Here is a 23,675-nt window from a genome sequence, read left to right on the forward strand (position 1 = left end):
TTACTTTCCTTAAAAAGTATTAAAAGCAGTCTCATAGCTGCATTAATTGTTGTTGATCCAATATAAAAATCACAATGTTTCAAAAGCGTCGATTAAGTTTTTGGCAAATATGGAACCTCAGTTTTGGTTTCTTGGGCATTCAAATGGGTTTTGCCCTTCAAAATGCCAATGCAAGTAAAATTCTACTGATTTTTGGGGCCGATGTCCATGATCTTGGTTGGTTCTGGATTGTGGCACCCCTCACCGGACTTATTGTACAACCCATTGTGGGTCATTACAGTGACAGGACCTGGAACCGTTTGGGACGAAGACGACCTTATTTCCTTACCGGTGCCCTTTTAGCATCTTTAGGGCTTGTTTTGATGCCCAATGCAGATATGTTTACCGCCTTTATGCCCGCTCTTTGGGTGGGTGCCGGAATGCTCATGGTCATGGATGCATCCTTTAACGTGGCCATGGAACCCTTTAGGGCCTTGATCGCGGATATTCTACCCGCGGACCAACGCACCTTGGGTTATGGTCTACAGACCGTACTCATCGGGATTGGGGCCGTTGTGGGTTCATGGCTTCCTTATGTGTTGACCAATTGGGTCGGACTGGACAATACCGCAGGAGCTGGGGAAGTACCTTTCAACCTTTTACTATCATTTATCATAGGTGCCGTGGTGCTCATTACCAGCGTATTGGTGACGGTGTTCACCACCAAAGAGTACACCCCTGAAGAAATGGCCCAGTTACTTCAATCGGAAGGGCCAGGCACCATTGACGAAGCTCCGGGAAAACTAAGTGATATTTTTACGGATTTCAGGAAAATGCCCCGTACCATGCGGCAATTAAGCTGGGTGCAGTTTTTTTCCTGGTTTGGGCTTTTTGGACTATGGGTCTTTGCACTTCCTGCCATTGCTCAACATATTTATGGTCTGGACCCCAACGACAACCAGAGTACAGCATTTCAAAATGCCGGGGACTGGTTGGGCATCCTCTTTGGAATCTACAATGGAATTTCTGCCATTTTTGCCTTCTTCCTGCCTGCCATCGCCAAAAAAGTGGGGCGGAAGAAAACACATGCCATTTCTCTTATTATTGGAGCACTCGGATTTTTGTCCATTTATATTATGCCCGATGAAAATTGGCTCATCCTATCCATGGTAGGTATCGGGGTGGCCTGGGCCAGTATTCTCGCCATGCCCTATGCCATTCTCGCGGGATCCATTCCACCCCAAAAAATGGGTGTTTATATGGGTATCTTCAATTTTTTCATTGTGATTCCACAGATTGTCAATGCATTGATCGGAGGTCCCATGGTGAGACATCTATATAATGAACAACCCATTTATGCGCTGATGACGAGCGGGATTTCCTTTCTGGTAGCTGCTTTGTTAGTCTCACGGGTGGATGACAAGGATGACCAAATCGTATCCATTTAACGGAAACATCGACTCTACTTTTTACTTATAATCCAAAGAAAACCATTCCATTTTTCAACTTTGAAAATGGTCCAAAAAAAATCAACATAGATGAAAAATATCATTTCGTTATTCATTCTGATGACTTTTGCCTTCGGCATTGGCCAAGTGCAACGTGTGGAACCTCCTTATTGGTGGACCGGCATGAAGAACACCGAACTCCAATTGTTGGTACATGGAAACCAAATCAGTGAACTCCAACCTGAATTCTTGCCCAATATCCCCATCAAAAAAATTGAGAAAACGGAGAACCCAAACTACCTGTTCATTACGGTGGATACCAAGAGCGTACAACCGGGTACCATCAAAATAAAATTTAAAAAAGGACGACGAACCATTTCTTCGGTAGACTACCGATTCTTGGAGCGAAGGGAAGGCTCGGCCAACCGAAAAGGTTTTGACTCCTCGGATGTAATCTATCTTTTGATGCCCGACCGATTTGCCAATGGTGACACGTCAAATGACAGTCATCCCAAAACCATTGAAATGGCCGATCGGAGCCAACAAGGCGGTAGGCACGGAGGAGACATACAAGGAATTATTGACCATCTGGATTACATTGATGAGCTTGGAGCCACAACCTTATGGAGCACTCCTTTGACCCTCGACAATGAAAAGACCTATTCCTATCACGGATATGCCTGTAGTGACCTCTACCAAATGGACCCCCGTTATGGCAGCAATGAGGATTTTGCTCGGTTGACCGAGGCATTGCACCAACGGGGCATGAAACACATTATGGACTACGTGCCCAATCATTGGGGCCTTAGCAATTGGTTGATACAGGACTTACCTGCCCAAGATTGGTTGCATTATTGGGAAGGCGGTGAAAACGGTTTTAAGAGGAGTAATTACATCCAAACCACCCAACTGGATCCCAATGCCTCGAAATATGATGCCAAAGGATGTATGGATGGATGGTTCGACTACACCATGCCCGATATGAACGAAAGCAATCCCATGGTCATCAATTATTTGGTGCAAAATACCATTTGGTGGATCGAAAGTGCCAATTTGGACGGCATGCGGGTAGACACCTATCCCTACAACGACAAAGTAGGGATTACCGAATGGGTGACCCGGGTAATGGAGGAGTATCCCAATCTGAACATTGTGGGCGAGGTTTTTATGCACGAAACGGCCCATATCGCGTTTTGGCAAAAAGACAGTAAGATCGGTGCCATCCAAGGGTTCAATTCCAACTTACCTTCGGTGATGGATTTTCCCCTTCACGATATTTTTCCCCAAGTCTTTAACCAATCGGAACAAAACTGGGGAGATGGCCTCTTCAAGGTTTATGATCACTTGACACAGGATTTTCTCTATCCCAACATCAACAACCTATTGATCATGATGGGCAACCATGATGTGAACAGAATCAACCAGGCATTTGATGGGGATGTGAACAAATACAAGTTAGCGATTACTTTGTTAGCCACTTTAAGGGGCATTCCCCAAATCTATTATGGAGACGAAATTGGGATGCTAGGTGAAAAAAGTAAGGGCGATGGGGATATCCGAAGAGATTTTCCTGGCGGATGGCCTAGCGACCCACAAAATGCATTCTTGGAATCCGGAAGAACCGATGGGCAAAAGGCGTATTTCGATTATACCAAAAAACTATTGAACTGGCGAAAAACCAAATCGGTGATCCACAAAGGAAAGACCTTGCACTTTTCCCCAATGGACAATGTGTATGTCTACTTTAGGTATTTTCCCGAAAATCCGAACGATGCGGTCATGGTGGTATTGAACAATTCCCTAAAAGACCAGCAAATCGACCTGGCAAGGTTCACCGAAGGCATCCAAAATCATCAAAGCGGTACGAACGTGATTACAGGTCAGGACATCGGATTGGACAAGTCATTGGAAATCAAGTCGAAATCTAGCTTAGTCCTTGATTTAAATTAATGCAATCCCGTTTCTTTTAGGTGTTTCCTTAAAAAATAACACGGTGATTTTATCTAAAAAGCAAGGGAACAGGACCATCTTTTAGAGGTTTCGCTGTAATTTCACCCTAACTATAAAAAATATATCATGAAACGAGCACTACTTTGCATCCTACTATTTCAACTTGTAGCATGCACCGAACTCCAACAGGTTGTGAATCAATTACCCCAGGGAACAACAGGAATTGGCAACGCAGAAATTGCCCAAGGATTACGTGAAGCCTTGAACATGGGTATTGAAAAACAGGTGAATATACTGGCCCTTGAAAACGGTTTTTTCAAAAATGAGCTGGTGAAGATCCTGTTGCCGGAAGAACTTCAAAAGGTTGATAAAACCTTGAGGGACATTGGATTGTCCAGCCTGGCTGACGAAGGTCTAAAAATCATCAATAGGGCAGCCGAAGATGCCGTAGGTGAGGCCACCCCCATATTTGTGGAAGCAGTGAAGGGCATCACCTTTAACGATGCCAAACAAATTTTGTTGGGCAATGACAACGCCGCCACGCAGTACCTGCAACAGGCCACCAAGACCCAGTTGTACAATAAATTCAACCCAATCATCAAGAATTCGTTCCAAAAAGTAGGTGCGGACAAAATTTGGAGCAATATCATCACCAAATACAACAACCTGCCCCTCACCAACGACGTGAACCCCGATTTAACCGATTATACCACCAACGAAGCCTTGGCCGGAGTGTATACCATGATCGCCGTGGAAGAGAAGGAAATTAGGACAAAGGTTTCGTCCAGGACAACAGATTTGTTAAAAAAGGTGTTTGCTTTGCAAGATTAATTATAATTTTTTTTGAATAACGCAATAAGTCAAAAATATCTCCGTTATAAACTCAATAAAATGAAATAATTATAACAAAATCCTAAAGTTAAGTTAACCTTGACGTGAAGGTTTAAAGAGAATTTTGTAACAAGTTATCTGAGTTAGCATTTTTTTGAGTTAGTTAGTTTAAAAGCCAGTGTTCTCGCACTGGCTTTTTTTTGTTTACTTCCTTTTGTAAAGGCCATCAAAAGCTGTTGAAACCAACGTTTCCCCTTGGAGCACCTCCCATAATTGTCGCACACTCCCATCCTCAAGTTTTGTCCAAGTAATGCGGTTTCTGTACTTTTTACCATCTTCCTTGATAAATTCATCCGAGGTCAAAATCATTTGATTTTCAACCCTGTTTCCTTTCAGTTTCAGGATAGCCCCCGCATTGTCCACCCATAATTGTTCCCACTGCCCTGTACTGGCATTGTAAAAATTCATGCTTGTCCCTGTATATCCGGCTTGGGCACTGGTCCAATTCTCACGAATCACACAACCATCCTCCTCCCTGCTGATCACACTGCTGCCTGCAGGTTTGCCGTTATTGTAATTGGTAACCTCCCATTCCCCAATCCAAAAGTCAAAAGCCTTATGATTTTCCGAACAGCAGTTACAAGAACCATTGTTTTGGGCGTTCACAAGTATCGACAGAAATAGTATAATCGGTAGTGCTAGTTTTTTCATGTTTTCAATTTTCCGACATTCTACGTTATAATTAAAGGTAAGTTAATTTTATCCTAAGCCATTGTAAGAATAAGTTCCGTTTTTACCCTGATTCGTTAAATTTTAGATAAAAGACCTGATTTCTAGTCGTATACCCCACTAGATCATAATCCATGGGCAGCATTTCAACGTATCTTTGATATTAACAAATCTTGGAAATCATGAACAATCAATATTGCAGAGTCGGAACAGTGACCCCGATCACCAGTGGAAGTGAAGCTATTTCCGTTTTGGAGGTCATGTACTCTAATTTTATCGAGAAAGCTTCGGATGTTGCCCACGTAGATACACGTTTGGGTGAATTCTTCAAGAGAAAAGCCCAAGGAATTAAAAAAGTATTGGAAAGCCTATCCTAAGATTGGATATAAATTTCAAGCTCGTGTTCCATTTCCTTTTGGATTTCTTCAGCCTTAGCAGCAGCTATTTCCGCAAAATCGCTTTCCTTGGAGGCGTACAATATGCCGCGCGAAGAATTGACCAACAATCCAATGTTTTTGGTCATGCCGTATTGGCACACGTCCTGCAAACTGCCCCCTTGCGCGCCTACTCCAGGCACCAATAAGAAACTTTCGGGTACAATTTCCCTGATTTCCTGCAAATAAGTGGCCTTGGTTGCCCCTACCACATACATCAACCGTTCTGAACCCTTATAGGTTTTAGAAGTTTTCAAAACCTGCTTGTACAGTTCTTCCCCTTCCAATTTTTTGGTTTGAAAGTCAAAGGCGCCTTCATTCGATGTCAATGCCAATAAAATGGTATGCCTATCCTCAAATTCCAAAAAAGGTTCCACCGAATCCTTGCCCATATAAGGCGCAATGGTAATGGAATCAAAATCCATGGTTTCAAAAAAGGCCTTGGCATATCGTGTGGAAGTGTTCCCGATATCGCCCCGCTTGGCATCTGCAATGGTGAACATTTCAGGATAATTGGCATTCAAATACGCCATGGTACGTTCCAACGATTTCCACCCCGGTAAACCATACGCCTCATAAAAAGCAATATTGGGTTTATAGGCCACGCAGTAGGAATGGGTAGCATCTATAATCGCCTTGTTGAATTCAAAAATGGGATCCTCTTCTTTAAGGAGATGCTCTGGAATCTTTTCCAAATCCGTATCAAGGCCTACACAGAGAAAGGATTTCTTTTTACGGATCTGCGAAATGAGGTGTTCTATTTTCATTTAAAGTGGTTCTCGACTGTGCTCTAACGGACCATTGTAATCACACGAAGCTTAGAAAATTTCCGAAGCTTCTTTTAGTTTTTCGGTATTGTCGACCAACATGAGTTCGTCGATGATTTTCTGGATATCCCCGTTCATGATGTTCTGCAAATCATACAGGGTCAATCCGATCCTATGGTCGGTTACCCTTCCCTGGGGATAGTTATAGGTGCGGATCTTGGCCGAACGGTCACCACTGCTCACCTGAGAATTTCGCTTTGCGGCATCCTCAGCCTGTTTTTTGGCCAACTCCATATCGTACAATCTGGCCCGTAATACCCTAAAGGCCTTATCCTTGTTCTTGTGTTGCGATTTTTCGTCTTGACACTGCGCCACAATCCCCGTGGGAACGTGGGTCAACCGCACTGCGGAATAGGTGGTATTCACTGACTGGCCACCAGGTCCCGAAGAACAGAAATAATCGATTCGTACATCCTTGGGGTCTATCTGCACGTCAAATTCCTCCGCTTCGGGAATCACCATGACGGTCGCGGCACTGGTATGCACCCTACCTTGGGTCTCCGTTTGGGGAACACGCTGTACACGGTGCACCCCGGCCTCAAATTTCAGGGTACCGTACACATCCTCTCCAGAGACTTCAAAATGGATTTCCTTATACCCGCCACTGGTTCCTTCGTTCAAGTCGATGACATTGGTTCGCCATCCCTTGGATTCACAATATTTGGTGTACATACGGAAAAGGTCCCCGGCAAAAATACTGGCCTCGTCCCCACCGGTTCCGGCACGGATCTCCATCACTACATCCTTGGCATCTTCTGGATCTTTGGGGATCAATAAAAATTTGATTTCATCCTCCAATTTGGGCAAGGCACTTTTGGCCTCGTCCATTTGCATTTTGGCCATCTCCACCATTTCCGCATCACTGCCATCGGCAATGATTTCCTCTGCTTCCTGAATGTTGTTGGTGAGGGCTATATATTCATCACGTTTATCGGCAAGGACCTTAAGGTCCTTATATTCCTTGTTCAACTTGATGTATCGTTGCTGATCGGCAATCACATCGGGTTGAATGATCAAATCGGAAACCTCGTCAAAACGTTGCTTTACGATATTCAGTTTGTCTAGCATAAACCTGTCCTCCTTAAGACTGCGAATTTACGATTTTTTAGTTGGATTGTTTTCCAAGAAAATTTGATCAGTTCCCTACGAAAGTGGTCCCCAAAGTAATGATGAAAGCATTGAGGCCATCACTGCGATCGTACTGGCTAAAACGCAGGTCAATGGTCTTCAGGCCAAAATTGAGTAAGCGTGCCGAGGTAAAAATATCCCGGTATTGTACCCCCATGCCGTATTGATGGGCACTGTAATCGGAAAGGTCATAATCCGAAGTGTAGAAGGAATAGGAAGAAAGCGCAACTTCCTTGGGATAAAAATAATCGGCCGCTGTTTGGGTATAATAGCGATAGGTTGGGTATAACGTAAACTTATCGGTCACTTTGAACGGTACCTCCAAACTTGCGGTATGGGAGGTAATCCCCCAATCATCCCAATAAAACCGATAGTAGGACCGCAATACGATCAAATCGTTCAGATAATAGTTCAATCGACCTCCAACAGGAACCTTCAATCGGCTATCCGGCAATTGCTCTATGTTGTCCGCCAACTGAAAATCATCAATATAAAAATCCTCAAAATCAGCAAAATAAACCCTTTGGAAGGGTGTGCTCAGCAATCCGTTCTGGGACACCAAGTCCAAAAACAGGGCTCCTTGAAGTTTTTCCGTCAATATTTGGGAAAAGCTTAAAGACAAGGAATAGGAGTTTCTCGTTTCCTTATCAAACTCAGAAAAAATAGGGCTGTATGTTCCATTTCCCATGATGCGATTATCGAAAAACCCTTCACGGAGTTCAATGGGATAAACGGGATTCCATTTATCCAAAAACACCTTGCCACTCAAGGTGATTTCGGTATTCTTTTCATTGAACAGTTTGGTATAGCTGCCCCCAAAACCTATAGAAAAATAATCGTATTCGGAGGACAGATAGGCATTGGCGCTCCAAATGGAGTTCCTGTCTTCTGAACTATGCGAATAACTTGGGTTGATATAAGCCAACAAATCTTTTCTGGATTCCCCTGAAGAAGCATCGAAGGGGGTCACATTGATTCCACCATCCAAGGGATTGATGTTACTGGATGAAGCGGAAGTATAGGCCGAAAGCCCCACATCCACGGTCAGCACATCGTTCTCGTTCATGGGCATGCGCAACACAATGGTAGAGGTGGCATCCGTCAATTCTTCGGTACCTTCCCCGCCCGTAACAGCGGCATGTTTTCCATCTTGGTTGTAATAGCTGAACAATACATCGACCTCACTGGTCTCCAACACTCGCTTTTGGTAAGAAGTATCATCCTGCTGGGCAAAAACCATTGGACCCAACATCACAAAAGCAACTAAAATGATTATTCTGATAAGGCGGCTTGGTTGGATCATTGAAGGTTTGTTTTGCATGCTTACTTAAGGTTAGTTACAGCCACAACCACCACCAGTCTTACCGCCATTGGCACCAGAGGACGCCTCCCTGTAAATGTGGAAATTGGTCTCGAAACGTTCATTGGTCCGTGCCCCCAATTGCATTTCCACATCGTTCAGATAGACCTTGTCATATTCACGAACGGCGACGCAAGAGCTTGAAAAAATCAAGAGGAGCAGTAAAAATAGAGGTTTTCGCATGTGGTAAATTTACGGATTCACATCGAACATGATACCAGAACTCTTATGGATTTTGTTATCTGAGTCCACCACAACGGCCTCTACTCCATCAATTTGGTTGATCATGTGCAGACCAACATCCTTTCCCATGATGAAAACGGCAGTAGCTAACGCATCACAAAGTTCCGCCTGTTTGGCAAAAATGGAAACACTGCTGATTCCCGTAGTGGGATAACCGGTTCTGGGATCGATGATATGGGAATATTTTTTACCGTTCAAGGTCACGAACTTTTCATAGTTGCCCGAGGTTGCCACGGATGATTCTATAATCGGCAACCAACTGAACACTTTATCCTTGCTCAAGGGATTGGCAATGCCCACCAGCCATTTTTCACCGGTAACCTTGGTTCCCCATGTGGTCAAATCCCCGGAAGCGTTGATAATGCCACCCTTCACATCCTTGGAAACCAAAAGTTCCTTGGCACGGTCTGCCGCATATCCTTTTCCAATGGCACCAAAGCCAATCCGCATGCCGGGTTCGGGCAAAAACACCGTTTCCTTTTCAGGGTCGAGAACAATTTTTTGATATCCGATCTTGGTAATGGACTTTTGGACATCCTCTTTGGATGGAAGGCTTGTCATGGTCCCATCAAACTTCCAAATGTTGTCCATGGAAGCATAAGTGATATCGAAAGCGCCGTCGGTAATATCCGAAATCTTTATAGCGCGTTCTATCAATCCAAAAAGCTCAGGACTTACCTTGACGGGTTTTATGCCTGCATTTTGATTGATCAGGGATGTTTCCGAATCCTTGTCCCATGAAGAAATGATTTTTTCAATACGTTCAATTTCCGAAACGGCCAGATCAATATTGATATACCCTATTTCCTCGTTGGGGGCCACCACGGTAATCTCGAATCGGGTGCCCATCAACTTTAAGACCTTCCTTACGGTTACATCCTTTTGCAGCATCTGCCCTTGGGACAGCATACAGAAGAGGCTGAACAAAAGAGCAAATCGCTTTTTCATTTTATGAACTTATTGAGGGTCGCAATATATTTTTCAGGGGTGGAACGGGCCACAAAACCTGTTTCTCCCAATACTTTTTCATTTTTATCCAAAACCACCACTAAGGGAAAATAACCCTTCGGGTTATACTTCTCTATCAAGCTTTTATTAGCATTCAACAAAGGTTCTGGAAGCTGGTTCTGTTTCTTTCTTGGAAAGTCGGCATTGTATAGCACATAATGTTCCAAAGCATATGCTTTAAACTCATCACTATCGAAAATATGCTTCTTCAAACGGATACAGGGAGCGCACCAATCCGATCCGGAGAACACCAAAACAATGGGTTTATTCTCTTCGGTTGCTTTAGAAACGGCATCTGAAAAACTTGTTTGCCATTCCTGGGCGTGAAGTGCAGATGCAAAAACAAGTGAAAGTAGGATCAATATCTTTTTCATGGATTTGGGACTAAAAGGTTTACTCATAAATCCGAAGTATGGAACCGTTCAACTCTGTGTTGTACACTTTTATGGCCTTGGCGGGTGCGCTGTCCACTTGGTTCAAAGGTGTACCATCTTGATCAAATCGGGAACCATGCACATCACAATAAAATATACCGCCGCTTTGGTCCACAAACCGAACCTGATCATAGGATTCATGGCTGCAGACTTGGCTTGCGGCAATGAACTCACCTTCCAGGTTTTTGGCAATAACCACTAAATTTTTCAGGATAAAACCTCCATTATTGGCAAGGTTGGCTGCCTCGGCGGAATCAAGGTCTACCGTAAAGTCAATACCCGTAGGTTCTTCCACAATATTTCCGTTGACTTCGTCCTTGGAGCATCCTTGCAGACAGGGAAACGTTAGGGCGAATGCAGCACCAGCGCCTAAACTTCTTAAAAATTCCTTTCTTTCCATAGCGTGAGGTTTATAATATAAAACGCTATTTAAGGAAGATTCGTATGCTAATATTCAAACTTGCCGTACTCGCTTTGGATGGTCAATTTTTTGCTTTCGGAAGCTTCCACCCTACCAATGATCTGCGCATCCACACCAAAGCTTTTTGAGATGGAGATAATATCCTCAGCAACTTGCTCATTTACATAGATTTCCATACGATGCCCGCAGTTGAAGACTTGGTACATTTCCTTCCAATCGGTACCAGATTGTTCCTGTATCAATTTGAAGAGAGGAGGTATCGGGAACATATTGTCCTTGATGATATGGAACTGCTCAACAAAGTGCAAAATCTTGGTCTGGGCACCTCCACTGCAGTGTACCATTCCGTGGATATCATCCGAGGTATATTTTGATAGGATCTTTTTGATGATCGGGGCGTAAGTCCTTGTGGGTGACAACACTAATTTTCCTGCATCCAAAGGAGCATTGGGAACCGAATCCGTCAATTTTGTGTTTCCAGAATACACCAATTCCTCAGGAACCGAAGCATCGTAACTTTCGGGATATTTCTTCGCCAGATATTTTCCGAAAACATCATGGCGAGCCGACGTCAGACCATTGCTTCCCATACCGCCATTGTACCCACTTTCATAGGTCGCCTGGCCGTACGATGCCAATCCGACGATTACATCTCCTGCCTTAATATTGGCATTATCGATGACCTCCCTGCGTTTCATGCGCGCCGTAACGGTAGAATCCACAATAATGGTACGCACCAAATCCCCTACATCGGCTGTTTCACCTCCTGTGGAATGGATGGTAATGCCATGCTTGCCTAAGTCAGAAATCAATTCTTCGGTACCATTGATGATGGCAGAAATCACTTCCCCAGGAACCAAATTTTTATTTCTACCTATGGTAGAGGACAACATGATGTTGTCCGTAGCACCCACACAGATCAGATCATCCACATTCATGATAAGGGCATCTTGGGCAATCCCTTTCCAAACCGATATATCACCGGTCTCTTTCCAATACATATAGGCCAAGGAGGATTTTGTGCCTGCCCCGTCGGCATGCATGACCAAGCAATGGTCTTCACTTCCTGTGAGATAATCGGGCACTATTTTGCAGAAAGCCTTGGGAAAAAGACCTTTATCAATGTTCTTGATGGCATTGTGCACATCTTCCTTGGAGGCAGAAACACCTCGTTGCGCATATCTCTTACTGGAGTCGGACGACATAAATTAGGTTTGGGCAAAAATAACGGAAAGCCTTCAAATTATGGGTACGGAACCACTTCTTTTCAAGCAAAAACCTTTATTTTGAAAAGAGCATCTCCCTGTACTTGGTAAACGGCCAAAACTCGTCCGCAATCAATTTTTCCAAGGCATCGGATTGTTCCCGTATCGAATCAAAATAGGGTTTTACATTGTTGCAATAGGCCTGGGCCTTCTTGTTCCGCATGGACATACCATTGGCACGTCTTCTGGCATCCGTCATTTCATCGGTCAGTTTCTTGATCTCGACAATGTGTTCCCCAACCTGCTCTAAGATATTCAATTGGGTCTCGGCCACCTTTTTATGTGCGGCCCCATAAACTTCCCTGAGTCCGTTGATGTTTTCCAGCAAAATGTTCTGATATTTTACCGCAGCAGGGATAATGTGATTGTAGACCATTTCTCCCAAGACACGGCCCTCAATTTGAATATGGAAAATATAAGCTCCAAGTTCGACATCTTGATGTGCGGTAAGCTCCACCTCACTCATCACGTCCATCTCCTTAAAAAGGGCAACACTTTCTTTGTCCGTGATTACCTGCAAGGCTTCTGGAGTGTTTTTGTTGAAACTCAACTTACGACGCCTTGCTTCTTCCTGCCACTCAATACCATAACCATCCCCTTCAAACCGGATGCGCTTGGAAGTCTTGATATACTCGCGAAGCACATTAAAAACGGCCTCATCCTTCTTCAACTTTTTCTTGTCGATCAATGCATCAACCTCCTTTTTAAAGTCGGTCAACTGTTTGGCCACGATGGTGTTGAGAATGGTCATGGGTTTGGCGCAGTTCATCTTGGAACCCACCCCTCTCATCTCAAATTTATTCCCAGTGAAGGCAAAAGGTGAAGTACGGTTTCTATCCGTGTTGTCCAACAAGATTTCGGGAATCTTGCCCACCACATTCAACTTGAGCTCCGTTTTTTCCTCCGGGGACAGTTTTCCTTTGGAAACCCCTTCCAATTCATCGAGCACATCGTTGAGTTGCTTTCCTATAAAGATGGAAATGATGGGAGGAGGTGCCTCATTGGCCCCCAAACGGTGATCGTTACTGGCCGAAGCTATGGAGGCACGGAGCAATTCTTCATAGGTGTCCACCGCCTTGATAGTATTGACGAAAAAGGTCAAAAACTGAAGATTTTTCATGGGTGTGGTCCCAGGACTGAGCAGATTCACCCCAGTATCAGTAGCCAACGACCAGTTGTTGTGCTTGCCCGACCCATTGATACCCGCAAAAGGTTTTTCATGGAAAAGCACGGAGAAATTATGGCGGTCCGCAATTTCTTCCATCACATCCATCAATAATAAATTATGGTCTACGGAAAGGTTGGCCTCCTCGAACACCGGCGCCAACTCAAACTGATTGGGAGCCACTTCGTTATGTCGTGTTTTAACAGGTATGCCCAATTTGGTGCATTCCTTTTCCAAATCGCTCATAAAGCTCAAGACCCTTGGGGGGATCACTCCAAAATAGTGATCGTCCAATTGTTGTCCCTTGGCAGAAAAACTTCCCACCAAAGTCCTACCCGTTGTAGCAAGGTCCAAACGGGATTTGGCCAAGGCCTTGTCAATCAAAAAATATTCCTGCTCCCACCCTAGGGTAGCATGTACCTTTCTTACATTCTTGTCAAAATATTGTGCCACACCCGTCGCCGCCTGGTCAATGGCATGCAATGCCCTTAATAATGGGGCCTTGTTGTCCAATGCTTCCCCGGTATAGGCCACAAAAATGGTTGGGATGCAAAGGGTTGTCTTATATATAAATGCCGGTGATGTTGGGTCCCAAGCAGTATAGCCGCGGGCCTCAAAAGTGTTTCGGATACCACCACTGGGAAAACTGGAAGCATCAGGTTCCTGTTGTACCAATTGAGCGCCTCCGAACTTTTCCATGGCTCGCCCATTGGGCAGAATATCAAAGAAAGCATCGTGTTTTTCGGCTGTGGCCCCTGTTAACGGTTGAAACCAGTGGGTATAGTGGGTAGCTCCCATGGACAGGGCCCATGCCTTCATTCCCTCGGCCACTTGATCGGCAATTTTTCTATCTATCTTATTGCCTTGGAAAATGGCGGATTTTACATTATCAAAAGCATCCCTCGTCAAAAACTGGAGCATTTTTTCTTCATTAAAAACATTCTTTCCAAACAACTCGGATCTTTTACCCGTTTCGCTAATGGAGGTATGCTCCCTCTTTCGGCTCTCTTCCAAAGCTTGAAATCTGATCTTCGGCATTTTTAAATTATTTAAACTTCAAATCTACAATTAACAATTTAATAATATTAGGGGTAAAATTTACTTTTTTTTCACTCATCCCCGCTTAAAACAGGGGTAATATAAATAATAAAGAGAAGTTTGTGATTTTACCCCCTTAAAACATTGATAATTAAATGAAAAATTTATTTTTGTGCTTCATTACTTTGAGAACAATTAACTACCAGAATTATGAGCAAATCAAAATTAGAGTATATCTGGTTGGACGGTTACACACCTACCGCCAACATGAGGAGCAAAACTAAGATCGAAGATAACTTCAGCGGAAAGTTGGAGGACTGTCCTGTATGGTCTTTCGACGGAAGTTCTACTGAACAAGCCGAAGGAGGCTCTTCAGATTGCTTACTTAAGCCTGTTGCCATTTTCCCAGATCCAGGAAGGATCAATGGTTACTTGGTGATCGCAGAGGTGTTGAACCCGGATGGTACCCCACACGAAACCAATTCAAGAGCTACTATCGATGATGAGAATGATGATTTCTGGTTCGGATTTGAACAGGAGTACTTCATCATGGACACCAGAACCCAGTTACCACTTGGTTTCCCAATAAACGGCTATCCTGGTCCCCAAGGCATGTACTATTGCTCTGTAGGTGGTAAAAACACCCATGGTAGGGAATTGGTGGAGCGCCATGCAGACTTGTGCCTTGAGGCAGGTATCAATTTTGAAGGTATCAACCAAGAGGTTGCATGTGGACAATGGGAATTCCAGATTTTTGCCAAAGGAGGCAAAACTGCCGGTGACCAAGTTTGGGCCGCCCGTTACCTATTGGACCGATTGACAGAAGATTATGGTTACTATATTGAATACCACCCAAAACCCATCAAAGGGGACTGGAACGGTTCCGGTATGCACGCCAACTTCTCCAACAGTACTTTGAGAACTTGTGGTTCCAAAGAAACCTATGAGAAAATTTGTGAAGCCTTCAGGCCTGTAACTGCCGAGCACATTGCCGTATATGGAGAGTTTAACGACCAACGTTTGACCGGTAAGCATGAGACTGCATCCATCCACGACTTCAGCTATGGGGTTTCCGACAGGGGTGCTTCCATTAGGATTCCGATCATGACCGTTGAGAAAGGATGGAAAGGATGGTTGGAAGATAGAAGACCTGCTTCCAACGCGGATCCATACAAAGTTGCGGCCCGTATCATTAAAACGGTAAAATCCGCCAAGGTATAAGAAGTTTATAAATTAGTTGTTGATTATAGATGGAAACCGTCCCGCTCAATGGGGCGGTTTTTATTTTAGGGTCATATAGACGAAGATGGCATAAAAGGCCAAAAGCACCAATCCATCACGCCAACCCAATCGCAGCCCCTTTGGAAAGAACACCAAAGGCAGGATCAAGAAGGAAATGCCGAGCATCCAAAAAATATCGCTGGAAAGCAGGCCATGATCCATTACGGTTATTGGTGTTATGATGGAGGTTATTCCCAAAACCGCCAACAGGTTGAAGATGTTCGACCCAATCAAGTTACCTAACGAAATGGCCTTTTCCTTTTTCAGTACGGCAATGACGGATGCGGCCAACTCCGGGATACTCGTACCTACAGAAACCACCGTGATACCGATCACACGATCACTTACCCCAAAAGTGCTGGCCATGCCAACCGCCCCATTGATAAGCAATTCGGAACCTCCCCATAGCGCAGTACCGCCAACTCCCAAAAACAATACTATTTTATATAAGGGCAGGAGTACGTCATCTTCCGGCATTTCATCAACAACGGCCGTTTTTTGAAACCTGAGCAGATACACTAAGAAGATAAAAAGGAAAGCGACCAGGATCATCCCTTCATAGCGCTGTAGAATACCATCAAAATAGATAAAGCCACAGAAAAGCAACGAAGCAATCATCATTACAGGCCAGTCGGTGGTATAAAAACTCTTTCGAACATCGATACTACCCATGATGACCGTTATCGCCAGTACAAGTCCCAAATTGGCAATATTGGAACCTACCACATTGCCCAGTGCCAAATCGGGAAAACCTTCCAGGGCTGCTTTGACGCTCACAATAAGCTCGGGAGCTGAAGTGGCAAAGGAAACCACCGTCATCCCGATCACAATTTTTGGTATTGACAGTCGAAGTGACAGTGCTACCGCAGCCTTCAACAACCAGTTACCTCCAAAAATGAGTAGGACAAGACCCAGGACAATGAAAAGCAGATTTCCCAAAGAGTAGAATTTAGTGTAAAGATAACAGAAGATTTACTCTTCAAAGAAGGTTCTTCAAAATTCAAGAACTAAAAAAACAGTTAATAAACTACAAAAATAGTTGTTTAACTATTCAATTAGTATTATGTTTGGATCAACAATTTATCCATCATGCAGAAATTGACCAATAAGGAGGAGGAAGTCATGAAAATTCTTTGGAAGCTGAAAAAGGCCTTCGTCAAAGAAATCCTCGAAGAGATAGAAGGTGACAAGCCCCACTACAATACCTTATCGACCATTGTAAGGAACCTTCAGGAAAAAGGCTTTGTGGACCATGAAGCCTTTGGGAACACCCATCGCTACTTTCCCACCGTAAGCAAGGAGAACTATAGGAAAAAGTACGTGAACGCTGCCATTGCCGATTACTATGACGATTCCTATAAAAGTCTGGTATCCTACTTTGCCAATGAGGAAAAAATTTCAGTGGATGAGCTCAAGGAAATAATCGACCTAATCGAAAAGAAAAAATAATGGAATCCATAGTATCTTATTTTGCTCAATCAGCCTTGATATCCGGTGGTTTCCTTGCCGTCTATCATCTGTTCCTGAAACGTGACACCTTTTTTACGGAAAACAGGGTATTCCTATTATCCGGCTTGGTCCTCTCATTGACATTTCCCCTAATCAAGATCCAAAGGACCATTGTTACGTCCAAACCTTTTCTGATCAATACCGCGGGCACCTCAACCAGAGTCCATACCGTCACCGATACAGGGTCATGGTTTACTCTGGAAAACATATTGTTGACCATTTATGTTCTGGTGTGTACCATTATGTTGGTGCGGTTTATTCTTCAATTGGGTTCTTTGAAAAAATTGGCCGCAAATGCCAAAACCTGGAAAGAACGCCCTTTTTTACACGTGGAGACCGAGAAAAAAATCTCGCCCTTTTCCTTTTTCAATTATATTTTCTACAATCCGAGTCTTTTTAGCCCAACGGAACTGAACACCGTTTTGGCCCATGAGAAGGTACATGCCAGACAGTACCATACCTTGGATATTCTCCTACTGGAAATCCTAAGGATCCTCTTTTGGTTCAACCCTGTACTTTGGTTATACAAACCGGCCATCAAACAGAACTTGGAGTTCTTGGCGGATAGAAGTGCCATACAAATTGCGGAGGACAAGAAAAATTATCAATACCTCATGCTCAGACAAGTTGTTGAAAATCAAAATTTCAGACTTACAAATTCATTCTATAATTCATTAATCAAAAAACGAATAGTCATGTTAAATCAAAATCAGTCCAAAAGAATCAGTGTCTTTAAAACCTTATTGGTAATTCCTTTATTGGGACTGTTCTTGGTCAGTTTCAGTGTCGAAAATGTATATCGGTATACCAATGAGGACAGTATCGATAGTATCATGGACGACAAATCCGTGGAACTCACCATAAACAAGGATACCTCTAATGATGAGTTGGACAAAATCAAAAAAGACCTGGCCAAAGACGGTATCGACTTTAGCTATACCACAGTACGAAATGATGCTAAAGAGATTATTGATATTTCCCTAAACCTAAGTGGAAAAAATTCCAAGGGCGCCAAATTTAGTGGCAACTACAACTCTAATTCCGATGGCCCCATAGATCCCATAATGGTTCTATATGATGACGAAGCCAATTTGGTATCCTTTGGCAACACTGCACATAAAACCATCAAAATCCATAAAATGGATGGAGACAAAATCCATTGGAGCTCAGACGACAAGACTGAAGTCATCATCCGAAAAGACAATGCCAAAAAAAAGGTGATTGTTAATGGCAAGGAACTTTCCGATGATGAAATGGAAGAAATGGAAATTGAAAATGGGACATCGATATTCATCACTTCCGATGATGACGATGAAGTATCCAAAAAAATCAAGGTAAAGCGCATGAAGAAAGACGGGGGTCATATTATGATCATGAAAGATTCTGATGACGATGAGGACATTGAGGTCATTGGTGGTAAGTCCAGCTTCTTTTTTATTGACAATGATGGCGGAGATGAACCCCTTTATTATATTGATGGAAAAAAAGTAAAATCTGAAGACGTTAAAAAAATATCACCCGATACCATTGAGAGCATCAACGTCCTTAAAGGTGACAAAGCCATAGAAAAATACGGTAAAAAAGCCAAGGACGGTGTCATTGAGATAACGACCAAAAAAGGCAACTAAACTCGATTTATACAACCCAAAATTAGCGGAAGAACCGTCAGAAATCTGACGGTTTTTTTGGCTCTCAAAAAAACGAAAATGCCAGAAAGGGCCCATTTTTAAACGAAACGCCCCTAGGTTTTTGAAACGACCCCTAAAACACCCCTACAAATGTGTCATTTTATAATATAAAATGTTATTTAACATTACATTTTATAACTTTTTTCAAGACACTGTATTACTCTCGTAGGAGTCAAGCATTTTTTTAACTACAATCTTGTATGCAATTGTATAGATTCTTCCCTAAATGTTTGGAGGCATGACTTTTATCATTATATCTTCAAAAAATATAACCGGTTTATAGTTGTTTTTTTAACCTTTAAATCAATCAAACCATGATCGCAATTGTCAAGTTTTTTGTTATGATCCTTATCCAAATCATAGCTATCATATTCATTTAAACCTCCCTATATATGTCAAGCTTTGGGCCAACCTTTTTTTGGATTATCGGAACCGGCGGACGGTGTTTGAAACCATTCTGATCATCCTAACTATATTTGTAGTCTAGTTTAGATTCCATGCTGTACAAAACACTGGCCAAGATCAATAAGGCAATACTGCCCTCCTATTCCAAAAAGGGGTTGGACCTTTCCAAAGCGACCAAATTCCAATTGGCCATCATTGGATGGCGCTATTTTGTGACCACAAAGGCCTTGGATGAAAATTAATACTGAAGTAGGGCCTTAATCGGATAACCGTTCAGCTTATCGGCCCCGTTCAAAAAGGTAAGTTCTATCAAAAAATTACACTGGACGACTTCACCACCCAATTTTTCCACCAATTTACATACGGCGCTTGCCGTACCACCGGTAGCCAAGACATCGTCATGGACAAGTACCTTTTCCCCTTTTAGAATGGCATCGGTATGCATCTCGAGGGTATCTTCGCCATATTCTAGGGCATAGGATTCCGATAAGGTCTTAAAAGGAAGTTTACCCGACTTGCGCACAGGGACAAAACCCGCACCCAATCTTGAAGCCAAAAGAGGTGCGAAAATAAACCCCCTACTATCCACACCGACCACTTTATCAATTTGCATGTTCGATGTAAAACCCAGCAAGGCATCGCTAGCTTTTTGGAACACTTTTGGGTCTTTAAGGAGCGGTGTAATATCCTTAAAAACAACTCCTGGCTTTGGAAAGTCTTCTATATCACGAATGTAGGTGGAAAAATCCATTATTTTGTGTGCTAAGGTTTTGTGATAAAGTTAAAAAGAAATATATTTGCAGCCCATTAAAAAGGCCTCGTGGCGCAACTGAATAGCGCATCTGATTACGGCTCAGAAGGTTGCAGGTTTGAATCCTGCCGAGGTCACTAAACGGGATTTTTCACAAATCGAGTGGAAATTCCCGTTTTTTATTACCTTCAAATTACCTGAAAACGAACTGATTACGCCAAAAATTTCATTGACCCGAAAAGTTTGAACTGCTTTGTTTTTGAAGTCATACTCAATCCCGTCGGGGAACACCATATATTGTATGGCCCTTTTTGTTTCCAAATCCCCTAACTTCCATAAATACGGTAAGTTACAAGCGTAATCGAGTGCCATTATTACTGATTTTTTGAGGTTTGAACTATTTATCCCGCCATTCTCCAATTTCATCTCCAATTCCCTTTGTTTAGCTTTTAGTTCAGGCATAAAAAGATCATATTGGGACTTTGTGATTTCGTTCAGCAAAACGAATCTTCTTTCCAATGTATTTATCTGCTCTCCGATTTGAGCAAGTTCTTTGGTCAATCGTTTTTGGTCGTTAAGTGCTTCTTGATTGTTGGCCAACAAGGTATCGTGTATGATATCGGTCAAAGGTTCGATATACTTTTTATTGGCTATGGTATACCTGTTCAAAACATTGATAAACTCTTCATGGAGCTTTTTTGCACTTCTGCTTTCCCTGCTTCCCTTACGTCTGTTCTTGTAATAATATAGCCCCTTTTTCTTCACAATAAACCCAGTATAAGGTGTCCCACAAACCGAAGATCTGACAAACTGTTTTAATGGCAGATTTTCATCGTCGTACGAATATTTCTTGGGTGCATCTCCCTCGTGAAGTAAATTATGGATCTTTAAAAAGATTTCTTTCGATATCAGGGCCTCGTGTTTTCCCTGAATCACTTCTCCAGGAATTAGGCTATTGACAATAAGTCCACAATAGAATGGATTTCTAAAAAGATCGGTCAATTTTTTTGCATGTATGTCCAGGCCCTTTTCTTTGAGCCGTTTTGCAATCTCGACATGGGACATATTGGCATTGGCCTTCCATAAAAAAGCTTGCTTCAACAATTTTCCTTCATCGGTAATTACGAAATTCGGGACCTTTCCTTTCCCAGGATTTGTATTGGTATATCCAAATGGGTAGGCTCCCGTCCAATGCCCCCTTCGCAGCTTCTCCCGCATTCCCGTAATGGATTTGTCCCTACGGACCTGATTGTCAAAGTGGGAGAACATATGGTATAGGTTTTCTTGAAAGGTCCCAGCACTCGTGGTTACATCGATTTCCTGGGTGGCCGAAATAACGGCCACTCCCTGCTTTTTTAACTGCTCGCTGATATAGGCACCGTTCGCGCCCGTACGTGAAAACCTATCGTAGGAATAGACAATGATATAGCCAATGTTCTTTCTCCTTTTGACATATTTCAACATCCTTTGAAATTCCCTACGTTCATCGCTCTTTGCAGATTCATAGGTTCCCCCGAAATATTCCAGAACTTCCAATTCCTTTCGAAGTGCATACTCCTGGCAATATTTAAGTTGTGTGCTGAGACTGGCATTTTTGTCAAATTGCTCTTTACTGGAAACACGGGTGTAGATAACGGCCGTATTATTTTTCCCTATAATCCTTCCCTTTTCCCTTTTGGCAAATTGACTGAATACCTCTAAGTTCATATGTTCCCTTTTTGGACATGGCGGCAAACTATGTTGGCGAGTTCCCTGAGTTGCTCCAAGATTTTTTCCGCTTCTTTCTCCGAATAATCCTCAAACCCTTTAAATGTCTTGAGCCATGTGCTGTTGAATGTTCTGTTTTTCTGCCTTTGTTCAATGATTGTGTTGGACATTTCCATTAAATAGCGGTAGCTCCTTTATCTTGTATGGTCACTACCGTATTTGTATAAGCAGGCTTTAATTTACCTTTTTAAACTATTTAAATCCAGTATCGGATGACAATTTTATCCATTGAATATTAATGGTTGGTTAACTTCTTTTTGTTTTTGCCAGAGGGGAGACTTTTTTTCTGAATATCCTGTTTACACAAACAATCTTACCATTGCTTTGTTTGATTTCCAGGTTCTGAAAATCATGTTGTTTCAACATATCGATGATACGCTCCCCTGTGTCCAATCGTTCCAGACCTTCAATGGCATCGACCTCCCCGTTCTTGATGATCACTTTGATGGACAGGAACCTTTTACTGCGTATCATCTCCAATACCTGGATCTCGGAGGGGGTCATTCCTGAAGGTTTTTGCTTATTGTTATTTTCCATAAGTTCAAGTTCTAGAGGCCCAGCCCTTTCCTTTTCTTCTTTCTTTTGGACTTCTTCTTATTAATATCATCTTTGAGTTCCAGTTTGAAAGGATTCCACTCCGCTTCATCCAATAGAGGCTCGACTACTCCATTTCCCTTAATTTCTCCCACATAACTTTTTGATTGTTGAGCAGAATTTTCAGTGCCTTTTGCAGTCCTATTATTTCTTGGTTCAACCTTGACTGTTCCATTATGGTTTCCTTCGCCAATTTTATCAGTTCCTCGTTCCTTTCCATTAGTTGAGAGTATAACTGAACGGTCTCTTGTTTGCTCATAATCGATTTGTTTTACGATACTGTTCCATGAAAAATTTTTACCAAGGGTACTGCCTTTATATACTATGCCTTGATAGTTGAACGATATGCCCGAGACCCTTCCTGTGGTTTTGCTAATGTTGAATCTTGGCGATATACTTAGCTCTTGCAGTAATTTGACAAATTCAGTTGTATCCGTTGCCCTTGAGATTGCCAAACCAATCCGCTCCTGTAAGATAAGTTTGATAGGTAAACCGCCTGTTCTCAGGGTTTTCTCTATTTCCTTATGGTCAAGTGATTTTTTTGCACAGGCTTTTATTGAAATTTGGGTCAGTCCATAATTCCTTTCCAGATCATTGAGCACTTTCCGGCTTCTTCTTTTAATGTTACTATCATTTGTTATCCTGCCCGAATACCTTACCCTGTTGGCCACTATATGGATATGTTCGTGTTCCGTGTCGGTATGGCGGTACATGATGAACTGGTTGTTATCGAAACCCATTTTCATCAGATAGTCGCATCCCAATGAAGCAAATTCTTTATCGTCCAATTGGTCAGAGTACGGCAGGTTCAAGGAAACATGGAATACCGCATTCCCAAGTCCCGGACGCAATTGCCTGATCAAATTGAATTCCTGTGTCATGTTTACCGCTGTGGAATGCTCTATATTGGAATCGATGACATATCCTATTCCTCCGTTTACCTTTTTTTCATTGTAGACCAGAACACCATAGAAATCTTTTCCTATAGTTATCTTACCTATCATTGTTCGAGATATTTGATTTGAGCTGTTGCAACAACATTTTTACCTCCCCCAATTGTTTGGATATACTGAACGGGGCACGGATACCTGAGTTCGAGACCCTGGCAAGCTGGTTCAGGTTGTTTCCCACCCTGCTCAGCTCGACAAAAAGTTTCCGGTCCATTGGATTTACCTTTTTGGTCGGCAGGGATTTTCCAGTACATTTTCTCCGGATATATTCGGCCGTGGACAATCCGATTGTCTCCGCATTTTTGGTAATGATCAAGTATTCGCTTTGTGAAACCCTGAAGGCGATGACAATCGTCCTTTGTTTTGATATGTCCTTTCTAGGTCTTGCCATTTTCCATGAATTTGGTATTGTTCAAAAGGTCACTTGTAAACGAAGTGCGCAGTTTTTGTTTACAAAAACACAACTTGCT

25 protein-coding genes and 1 tRNA gene are annotated in these 23,675 nt (G+C 42.8%); 9 read left to right on the forward strand and 17 right to left on the reverse strand.

From position 1 onward, the window contains the following. Positions 1-74 precede the first annotated feature (74 nt). The 3 genes from D2U88_RS12420 to D2U88_RS12430 all read left to right on the forward strand — a co-directional run bounded on the left by D2U88_RS12420 (position 75) and on the right by D2U88_RS12430 (position 4,208). On the forward strand, positions 75-1,427 hold the full coding sequence (locus tag D2U88_RS12420) for an MFS transporter (protein ID WP_119640884.1): 1,353 nt from the start codon (positions 75-77) through the stop codon (positions 1,425-1,427). Positions 1,428-1,517: 90 nt separating this feature from the next. Further along, positions 1,518-3,377, forward strand: a complete 1,860-nt coding sequence (locus D2U88_RS12425; protein ID WP_119640885.1) for a glycoside hydrolase family 13 protein — start codon at positions 1,518-1,520, stop codon at positions 3,375-3,377. A gap of 126 nt (positions 3,378-3,503) precedes the next feature. Continuing rightward, entirely contained in the window at positions 3,504-4,208 is a 705-nt protein-coding gene (locus D2U88_RS12430) for a DUF4197 domain-containing protein (protein ID WP_119640886.1), read from the forward strand. 204 nt (positions 4,209-4,412) lie between these two features. Here the strand turns inward: D2U88_RS12430 and D2U88_RS12435 are convergent, their stop codons facing one another. After that, a complete protein-coding gene (locus D2U88_RS12435; RefSeq protein ID WP_119640887.1) occupies positions 4,413-4,919 on the reverse strand; it encodes a hypothetical protein in 507 nt (168 codons plus the stop codon). A gap of 200 nt (positions 4,920-5,119) precedes the next feature. On the opposite strand from D2U88_RS12435, the gene D2U88_RS12440 reads away from it, so the two are divergent. Next, entirely contained in the window at positions 5,120-5,314 is a 195-nt protein-coding gene (locus tag D2U88_RS12440) for a hypothetical protein (RefSeq protein ID WP_119640888.1), read from the forward strand. Here the strand turns inward: D2U88_RS12440 and pyrF are convergent. The 9 genes from pyrF to D2U88_RS12485 all read right to left on the reverse strand — a co-directional run bounded on the left by pyrF (position 5,311) and on the right by D2U88_RS12485 (position 14,260). Further along, the gene (gene pyrF / locus D2U88_RS12445; RefSeq protein WP_119640889.1) at positions 5,311-6,138 is read right to left on the reverse strand and encodes an orotidine-5'-phosphate decarboxylase; all 828 of its coding nucleotides are present in this window, start codon (positions 6,136-6,138) and stop codon (positions 5,311-5,313) included. The genes D2U88_RS12440 and pyrF overlap by 4 nt on opposite strands. Positions 6,139-6,189: 51 nt before the next feature. Next, entirely contained in the window at positions 6,190-7,266 is a 1,077-nt protein-coding gene (gene prfA, locus D2U88_RS12450; RefSeq protein WP_119640890.1) for a peptide chain release factor 1, read from the reverse strand. A gap of 67 nt (positions 7,267-7,333) precedes the next feature. Then, positions 7,334-8,629: a DUF3570 domain-containing protein gene (locus tag D2U88_RS12455; RefSeq protein WP_119640916.1), complete on the reverse strand. Its 1,296-nt coding sequence runs from the start codon at positions 8,627-8,629 to the stop codon at positions 7,334-7,336. Positions 8,630-8,659: 30 nt separating this feature from the next. Then, positions 8,660-8,869, reverse strand: a complete 210-nt coding sequence (locus tag D2U88_RS12460; protein WP_119640891.1) for a DUF4266 domain-containing protein — start codon at positions 8,867-8,869, stop codon at positions 8,660-8,662. Between the two features lie 9 nt (positions 8,870-8,878). Continuing rightward, positions 8,879-9,877: an FAD:protein FMN transferase gene (locus tag D2U88_RS12465; RefSeq protein ID WP_119640892.1), complete on the reverse strand. Its 999-nt coding sequence runs from the start codon at positions 9,875-9,877 to the stop codon at positions 8,879-8,881. Beyond that, positions 9,874-10,311: a thioredoxin family protein gene (locus D2U88_RS12470; RefSeq protein WP_119640917.1), complete on the reverse strand. Its 438-nt coding sequence runs from the start codon at positions 10,309-10,311 to the stop codon at positions 9,874-9,876. The genes D2U88_RS12465 and D2U88_RS12470 overlap by 4 nt, the downstream gene beginning before the upstream one ends. Positions 10,312-10,330: 19 nt before the next feature. Beyond that, positions 10,331-10,771 (reverse strand): QcrA and Rieske domain-containing protein, encoded by a 441-nt coding sequence (locus D2U88_RS12475; RefSeq protein WP_119640893.1) that lies wholly within the window; start codon positions 10,769-10,771, stop codon positions 10,331-10,333. 47 nt (positions 10,772-10,818) lie between these two features. Further along, complete coding sequence (locus D2U88_RS12480) at positions 10,819-11,997, reverse strand: AIR synthase related protein (RefSeq protein ID WP_119640894.1); 1,179 nt, start codon at positions 11,995-11,997, stop codon at positions 10,819-10,821. A gap of 76 nt (positions 11,998-12,073) precedes the next feature. After that, entirely contained in the window at positions 12,074-14,260 is a 2,187-nt protein-coding gene (locus tag D2U88_RS12485) for a glutamine synthetase III family protein (RefSeq protein WP_119640895.1), read from the reverse strand. A gap of 210 nt (positions 14,261-14,470) precedes the next feature. Here D2U88_RS12485 and D2U88_RS12490 point away from each other — a divergent pair, with 210 nt between their 5' ends. Then, the gene (locus D2U88_RS12490) at positions 14,471-15,481 is read left to right on the forward strand and encodes a glutamine synthetase beta-grasp domain-containing protein (protein WP_119640896.1); all 1,011 of its coding nucleotides are present in this window, start codon (positions 14,471-14,473) and stop codon (positions 15,479-15,481) included. Positions 15,482-15,541: 60 nt separating this feature from the next. Here D2U88_RS12490 and D2U88_RS12495 read toward each other — a convergent pair whose 3' ends face one another. Further along, positions 15,542-16,480 carry a calcium/sodium antiporter gene (locus D2U88_RS12495; protein ID WP_119640897.1) on the reverse strand — a complete coding sequence of 313 codons (939 nt, stop codon included), beginning with the start codon at positions 16,478-16,480 and terminating at the stop codon, positions 15,542-15,544. Positions 16,481-16,630: 150 nt separating this feature from the next. Here D2U88_RS12495 and D2U88_RS12500 point away from each other — a divergent pair, with 150 nt between their 5' ends. The 3 genes from D2U88_RS12500 to D2U88_RS12510 all read left to right on the forward strand — a co-directional run bounded on the left by D2U88_RS12500 (position 16,631) and on the right by D2U88_RS12510 (position 19,385). Further along, positions 16,631-16,990 (forward strand): BlaI/MecI/CopY family transcriptional regulator, encoded by a 360-nt coding sequence (locus D2U88_RS12500; protein ID WP_119640898.1) that lies wholly within the window; start codon positions 16,631-16,633, stop codon positions 16,988-16,990. Further along, positions 16,990-18,678: a M56 family metallopeptidase gene (locus D2U88_RS12505; protein WP_119640899.1), complete on the forward strand. Its 1,689-nt coding sequence runs from the start codon at positions 16,990-16,992 to the stop codon at positions 18,676-18,678. The genes D2U88_RS12500 and D2U88_RS12505 overlap by 1 nt, the downstream gene beginning before the upstream one ends. A 557-nt stretch (positions 18,679-19,235) precedes the next feature. Then, positions 19,236-19,385 (forward strand): SsrA-binding protein, encoded by a 150-nt coding sequence (locus D2U88_RS12510; RefSeq protein ID WP_119640900.1) that lies wholly within the window; start codon positions 19,236-19,238, stop codon positions 19,383-19,385. Here the strand turns inward: D2U88_RS12510 and D2U88_RS12515 are convergent. Next, the gene (locus D2U88_RS12515) at positions 19,382-19,894 is read right to left on the reverse strand and encodes an adenine phosphoribosyltransferase (RefSeq protein WP_119640901.1); all 513 of its coding nucleotides are present in this window, start codon (positions 19,892-19,894) and stop codon (positions 19,382-19,384) included. The genes D2U88_RS12510 and D2U88_RS12515 overlap by 4 nt on opposite strands. 63 nt (positions 19,895-19,957) lie before the next feature. Here D2U88_RS12515 and D2U88_RS12520 point away from each other — a divergent pair. Next, a tRNA-Arg gene (locus D2U88_RS12520) sits at positions 19,958-20,031 on the forward strand. Here D2U88_RS12520 and D2U88_RS12525 read toward each other — a convergent pair. The 5 genes from D2U88_RS12525 to D2U88_RS12540 form a co-directional block, all read right to left on the reverse strand. Then, a complete protein-coding gene (locus D2U88_RS12525) occupies positions 19,997-21,601 on the reverse strand; it encodes a recombinase family protein (protein ID WP_119640902.1) in 1,605 nt (534 codons plus the stop codon). The two genes, D2U88_RS12520 and D2U88_RS12525, sit on opposite strands and share 35 nt — an antisense overlap. After that, a complete protein-coding gene (locus tag D2U88_RS19555; protein ID WP_177190118.1) occupies positions 21,598-21,771 on the reverse strand; it encodes a hypothetical protein in 174 nt (57 codons plus the stop codon). The genes D2U88_RS12525 and D2U88_RS19555 overlap by 4 nt, the downstream gene beginning before the upstream one ends. A 136-nt stretch (positions 21,772-21,907) precedes the next feature. Further along, a complete protein-coding gene (locus D2U88_RS12530; RefSeq protein WP_235855784.1) occupies positions 21,908-22,198 on the reverse strand; it encodes a hypothetical protein in 291 nt (96 codons plus the stop codon). A gap of 11 nt (positions 22,199-22,209) precedes the next feature. Next, on the reverse strand, positions 22,210-23,259 hold the full coding sequence (locus D2U88_RS12535) for a relaxase/mobilization nuclease domain-containing protein (protein ID WP_119640903.1): 1,050 nt from the start codon (positions 23,257-23,259) through the stop codon (positions 22,210-22,212). Then, entirely contained in the window at positions 23,249-23,596 is a 348-nt protein-coding gene (locus D2U88_RS12540) for a plasmid mobilization protein (RefSeq protein WP_119638764.1), read from the reverse strand. The genes D2U88_RS12535 and D2U88_RS12540 overlap by 11 nt, the downstream gene beginning before the upstream one ends. Between the last annotated feature and the right edge of the window lie 79 nt (positions 23,597-23,675).

The organism is Flagellimonas aequoris, from assembly GCF_003584165.1.
GTDB classification, from domain to species: Bacteria; Bacteroidota; Bacteroidia; order Flavobacteriales; family Flavobacteriaceae; genus Flagellimonas; species Flagellimonas aequoris.

Excerpts from the sequence above, each read along its gene's own strand:
- D2U88_RS12420 (WP_119640884.1), top strand. The coding sequence starts at position 75 with ATGTTTCAAAAGCGTCGATTAAGTTTTTGGCAAATATGGAACCTCAGT.
- D2U88_RS12425 (WP_119640885.1), top strand. The coding sequence starts at position 1,518 with ATGAAAAATATCATTTCGTTATTCATTCTGATGACTTTTGCCTTCGGC.
- D2U88_RS12430 (WP_119640886.1), top strand. The coding sequence starts at position 3,504 with ATGAAACGAGCACTACTTTGCATCCTACTATTTCAACTTGTAGCATGC.
- D2U88_RS12435 (WP_119640887.1), bottom strand. The coding sequence starts at position 4,919 with ATGAAAAAACTAGCACTACCGATTATACTATTTCTGTCGATACTTGTG.
- D2U88_RS12440 (WP_119640888.1), top strand. The coding sequence starts at position 5,120 with ATGAACAATCAATATTGCAGAGTCGGAACAGTGACCCCGATCACCAGT.
- pyrF (WP_119640889.1), bottom strand. The coding sequence starts at position 6,138 with ATGAAAATAGAACACCTCATTTCGCAGATCCGTAAAAAGAAATCCTTT.
- prfA (WP_119640890.1), bottom strand. The coding sequence starts at position 7,266 with ATGCTAGACAAACTGAATATCGTAAAGCAACGTTTTGACGAGGTTTCC.
- D2U88_RS12455 (WP_119640916.1), bottom strand. The coding sequence starts at position 8,629 with ATGATCCAACCAAGCCGCCTTATCAGAATAATCATTTTAGTTGCTTTT.
- D2U88_RS12460 (WP_119640891.1), bottom strand. The coding sequence starts at position 8,869 with ATGCGAAAACCTCTATTTTTACTGCTCCTCTTGATTTTTTCAAGCTCT.
- D2U88_RS12465 (WP_119640892.1), bottom strand. The coding sequence starts at position 9,877 with ATGAAAAAGCGATTTGCTCTTTTGTTCAGCCTCTTCTGTATGCTGTCC.
- D2U88_RS12470 (WP_119640917.1), bottom strand. The coding sequence starts at position 10,311 with ATGAAAAAGATATTGATCCTACTTTCACTTGTTTTTGCATCTGCACTT.
- D2U88_RS12475 (WP_119640893.1), bottom strand. The coding sequence starts at position 10,771 with ATGGAAAGAAAGGAATTTTTAAGAAGTTTAGGCGCTGGTGCTGCATTC.
- D2U88_RS12480 (WP_119640894.1), bottom strand. The coding sequence starts at position 11,997 with ATGTCGTCCGACTCCAGTAAGAGATATGCGCAACGAGGTGTTTCTGCC.
- D2U88_RS12485 (WP_119640895.1), bottom strand. The coding sequence starts at position 14,260 with ATGCCGAAGATCAGATTTCAAGCTTTGGAAGAGAGCCGAAAGAGGGAG.
- D2U88_RS12490 (WP_119640896.1), top strand. The coding sequence starts at position 14,471 with ATGAGCAAATCAAAATTAGAGTATATCTGGTTGGACGGTTACACACCT.
- D2U88_RS12500 (WP_119640898.1), top strand. The coding sequence starts at position 16,631 with ATGCAGAAATTGACCAATAAGGAGGAGGAAGTCATGAAAATTCTTTGG.
- D2U88_RS12505 (WP_119640899.1), top strand. The coding sequence starts at position 16,990 with ATGGAATCCATAGTATCTTATTTTGCTCAATCAGCCTTGATATCCGGT.
- D2U88_RS12510 (WP_119640900.1), top strand. The coding sequence starts at position 19,236 with ATGCTGTACAAAACACTGGCCAAGATCAATAAGGCAATACTGCCCTCC.
- D2U88_RS12515 (WP_119640901.1), bottom strand. The coding sequence starts at position 19,894 with ATGGATTTTTCCACCTACATTCGTGATATAGAAGACTTTCCAAAGCCA.
- D2U88_RS12525 (WP_119640902.1), bottom strand. The coding sequence starts at position 21,601 with ATGAACTTAGAGGTATTCAGTCAATTTGCCAAAAGGGAAAAGGGAAGG.
- D2U88_RS19555 (WP_177190118.1), bottom strand. The coding sequence starts at position 21,771 with ATGTCCAACACAATCATTGAACAAAGGCAGAAAAACAGAACATTCAAC.
- D2U88_RS12530 (WP_235855784.1), bottom strand. The coding sequence starts at position 22,198 with ATGGAAAATAACAATAAGCAAAAACCTTCAGGAATGACCCCCTCCGAG.
- D2U88_RS12535 (WP_119640903.1), bottom strand. The coding sequence starts at position 23,259 with ATGATAGGTAAGATAACTATAGGAAAAGATTTCTATGGTGTTCTGGTC.
- D2U88_RS12540 (WP_119638764.1), bottom strand. The coding sequence starts at position 23,596 with ATGGCAAGACCTAGAAAGGACATATCAAAACAAAGGACGATTGTCATC.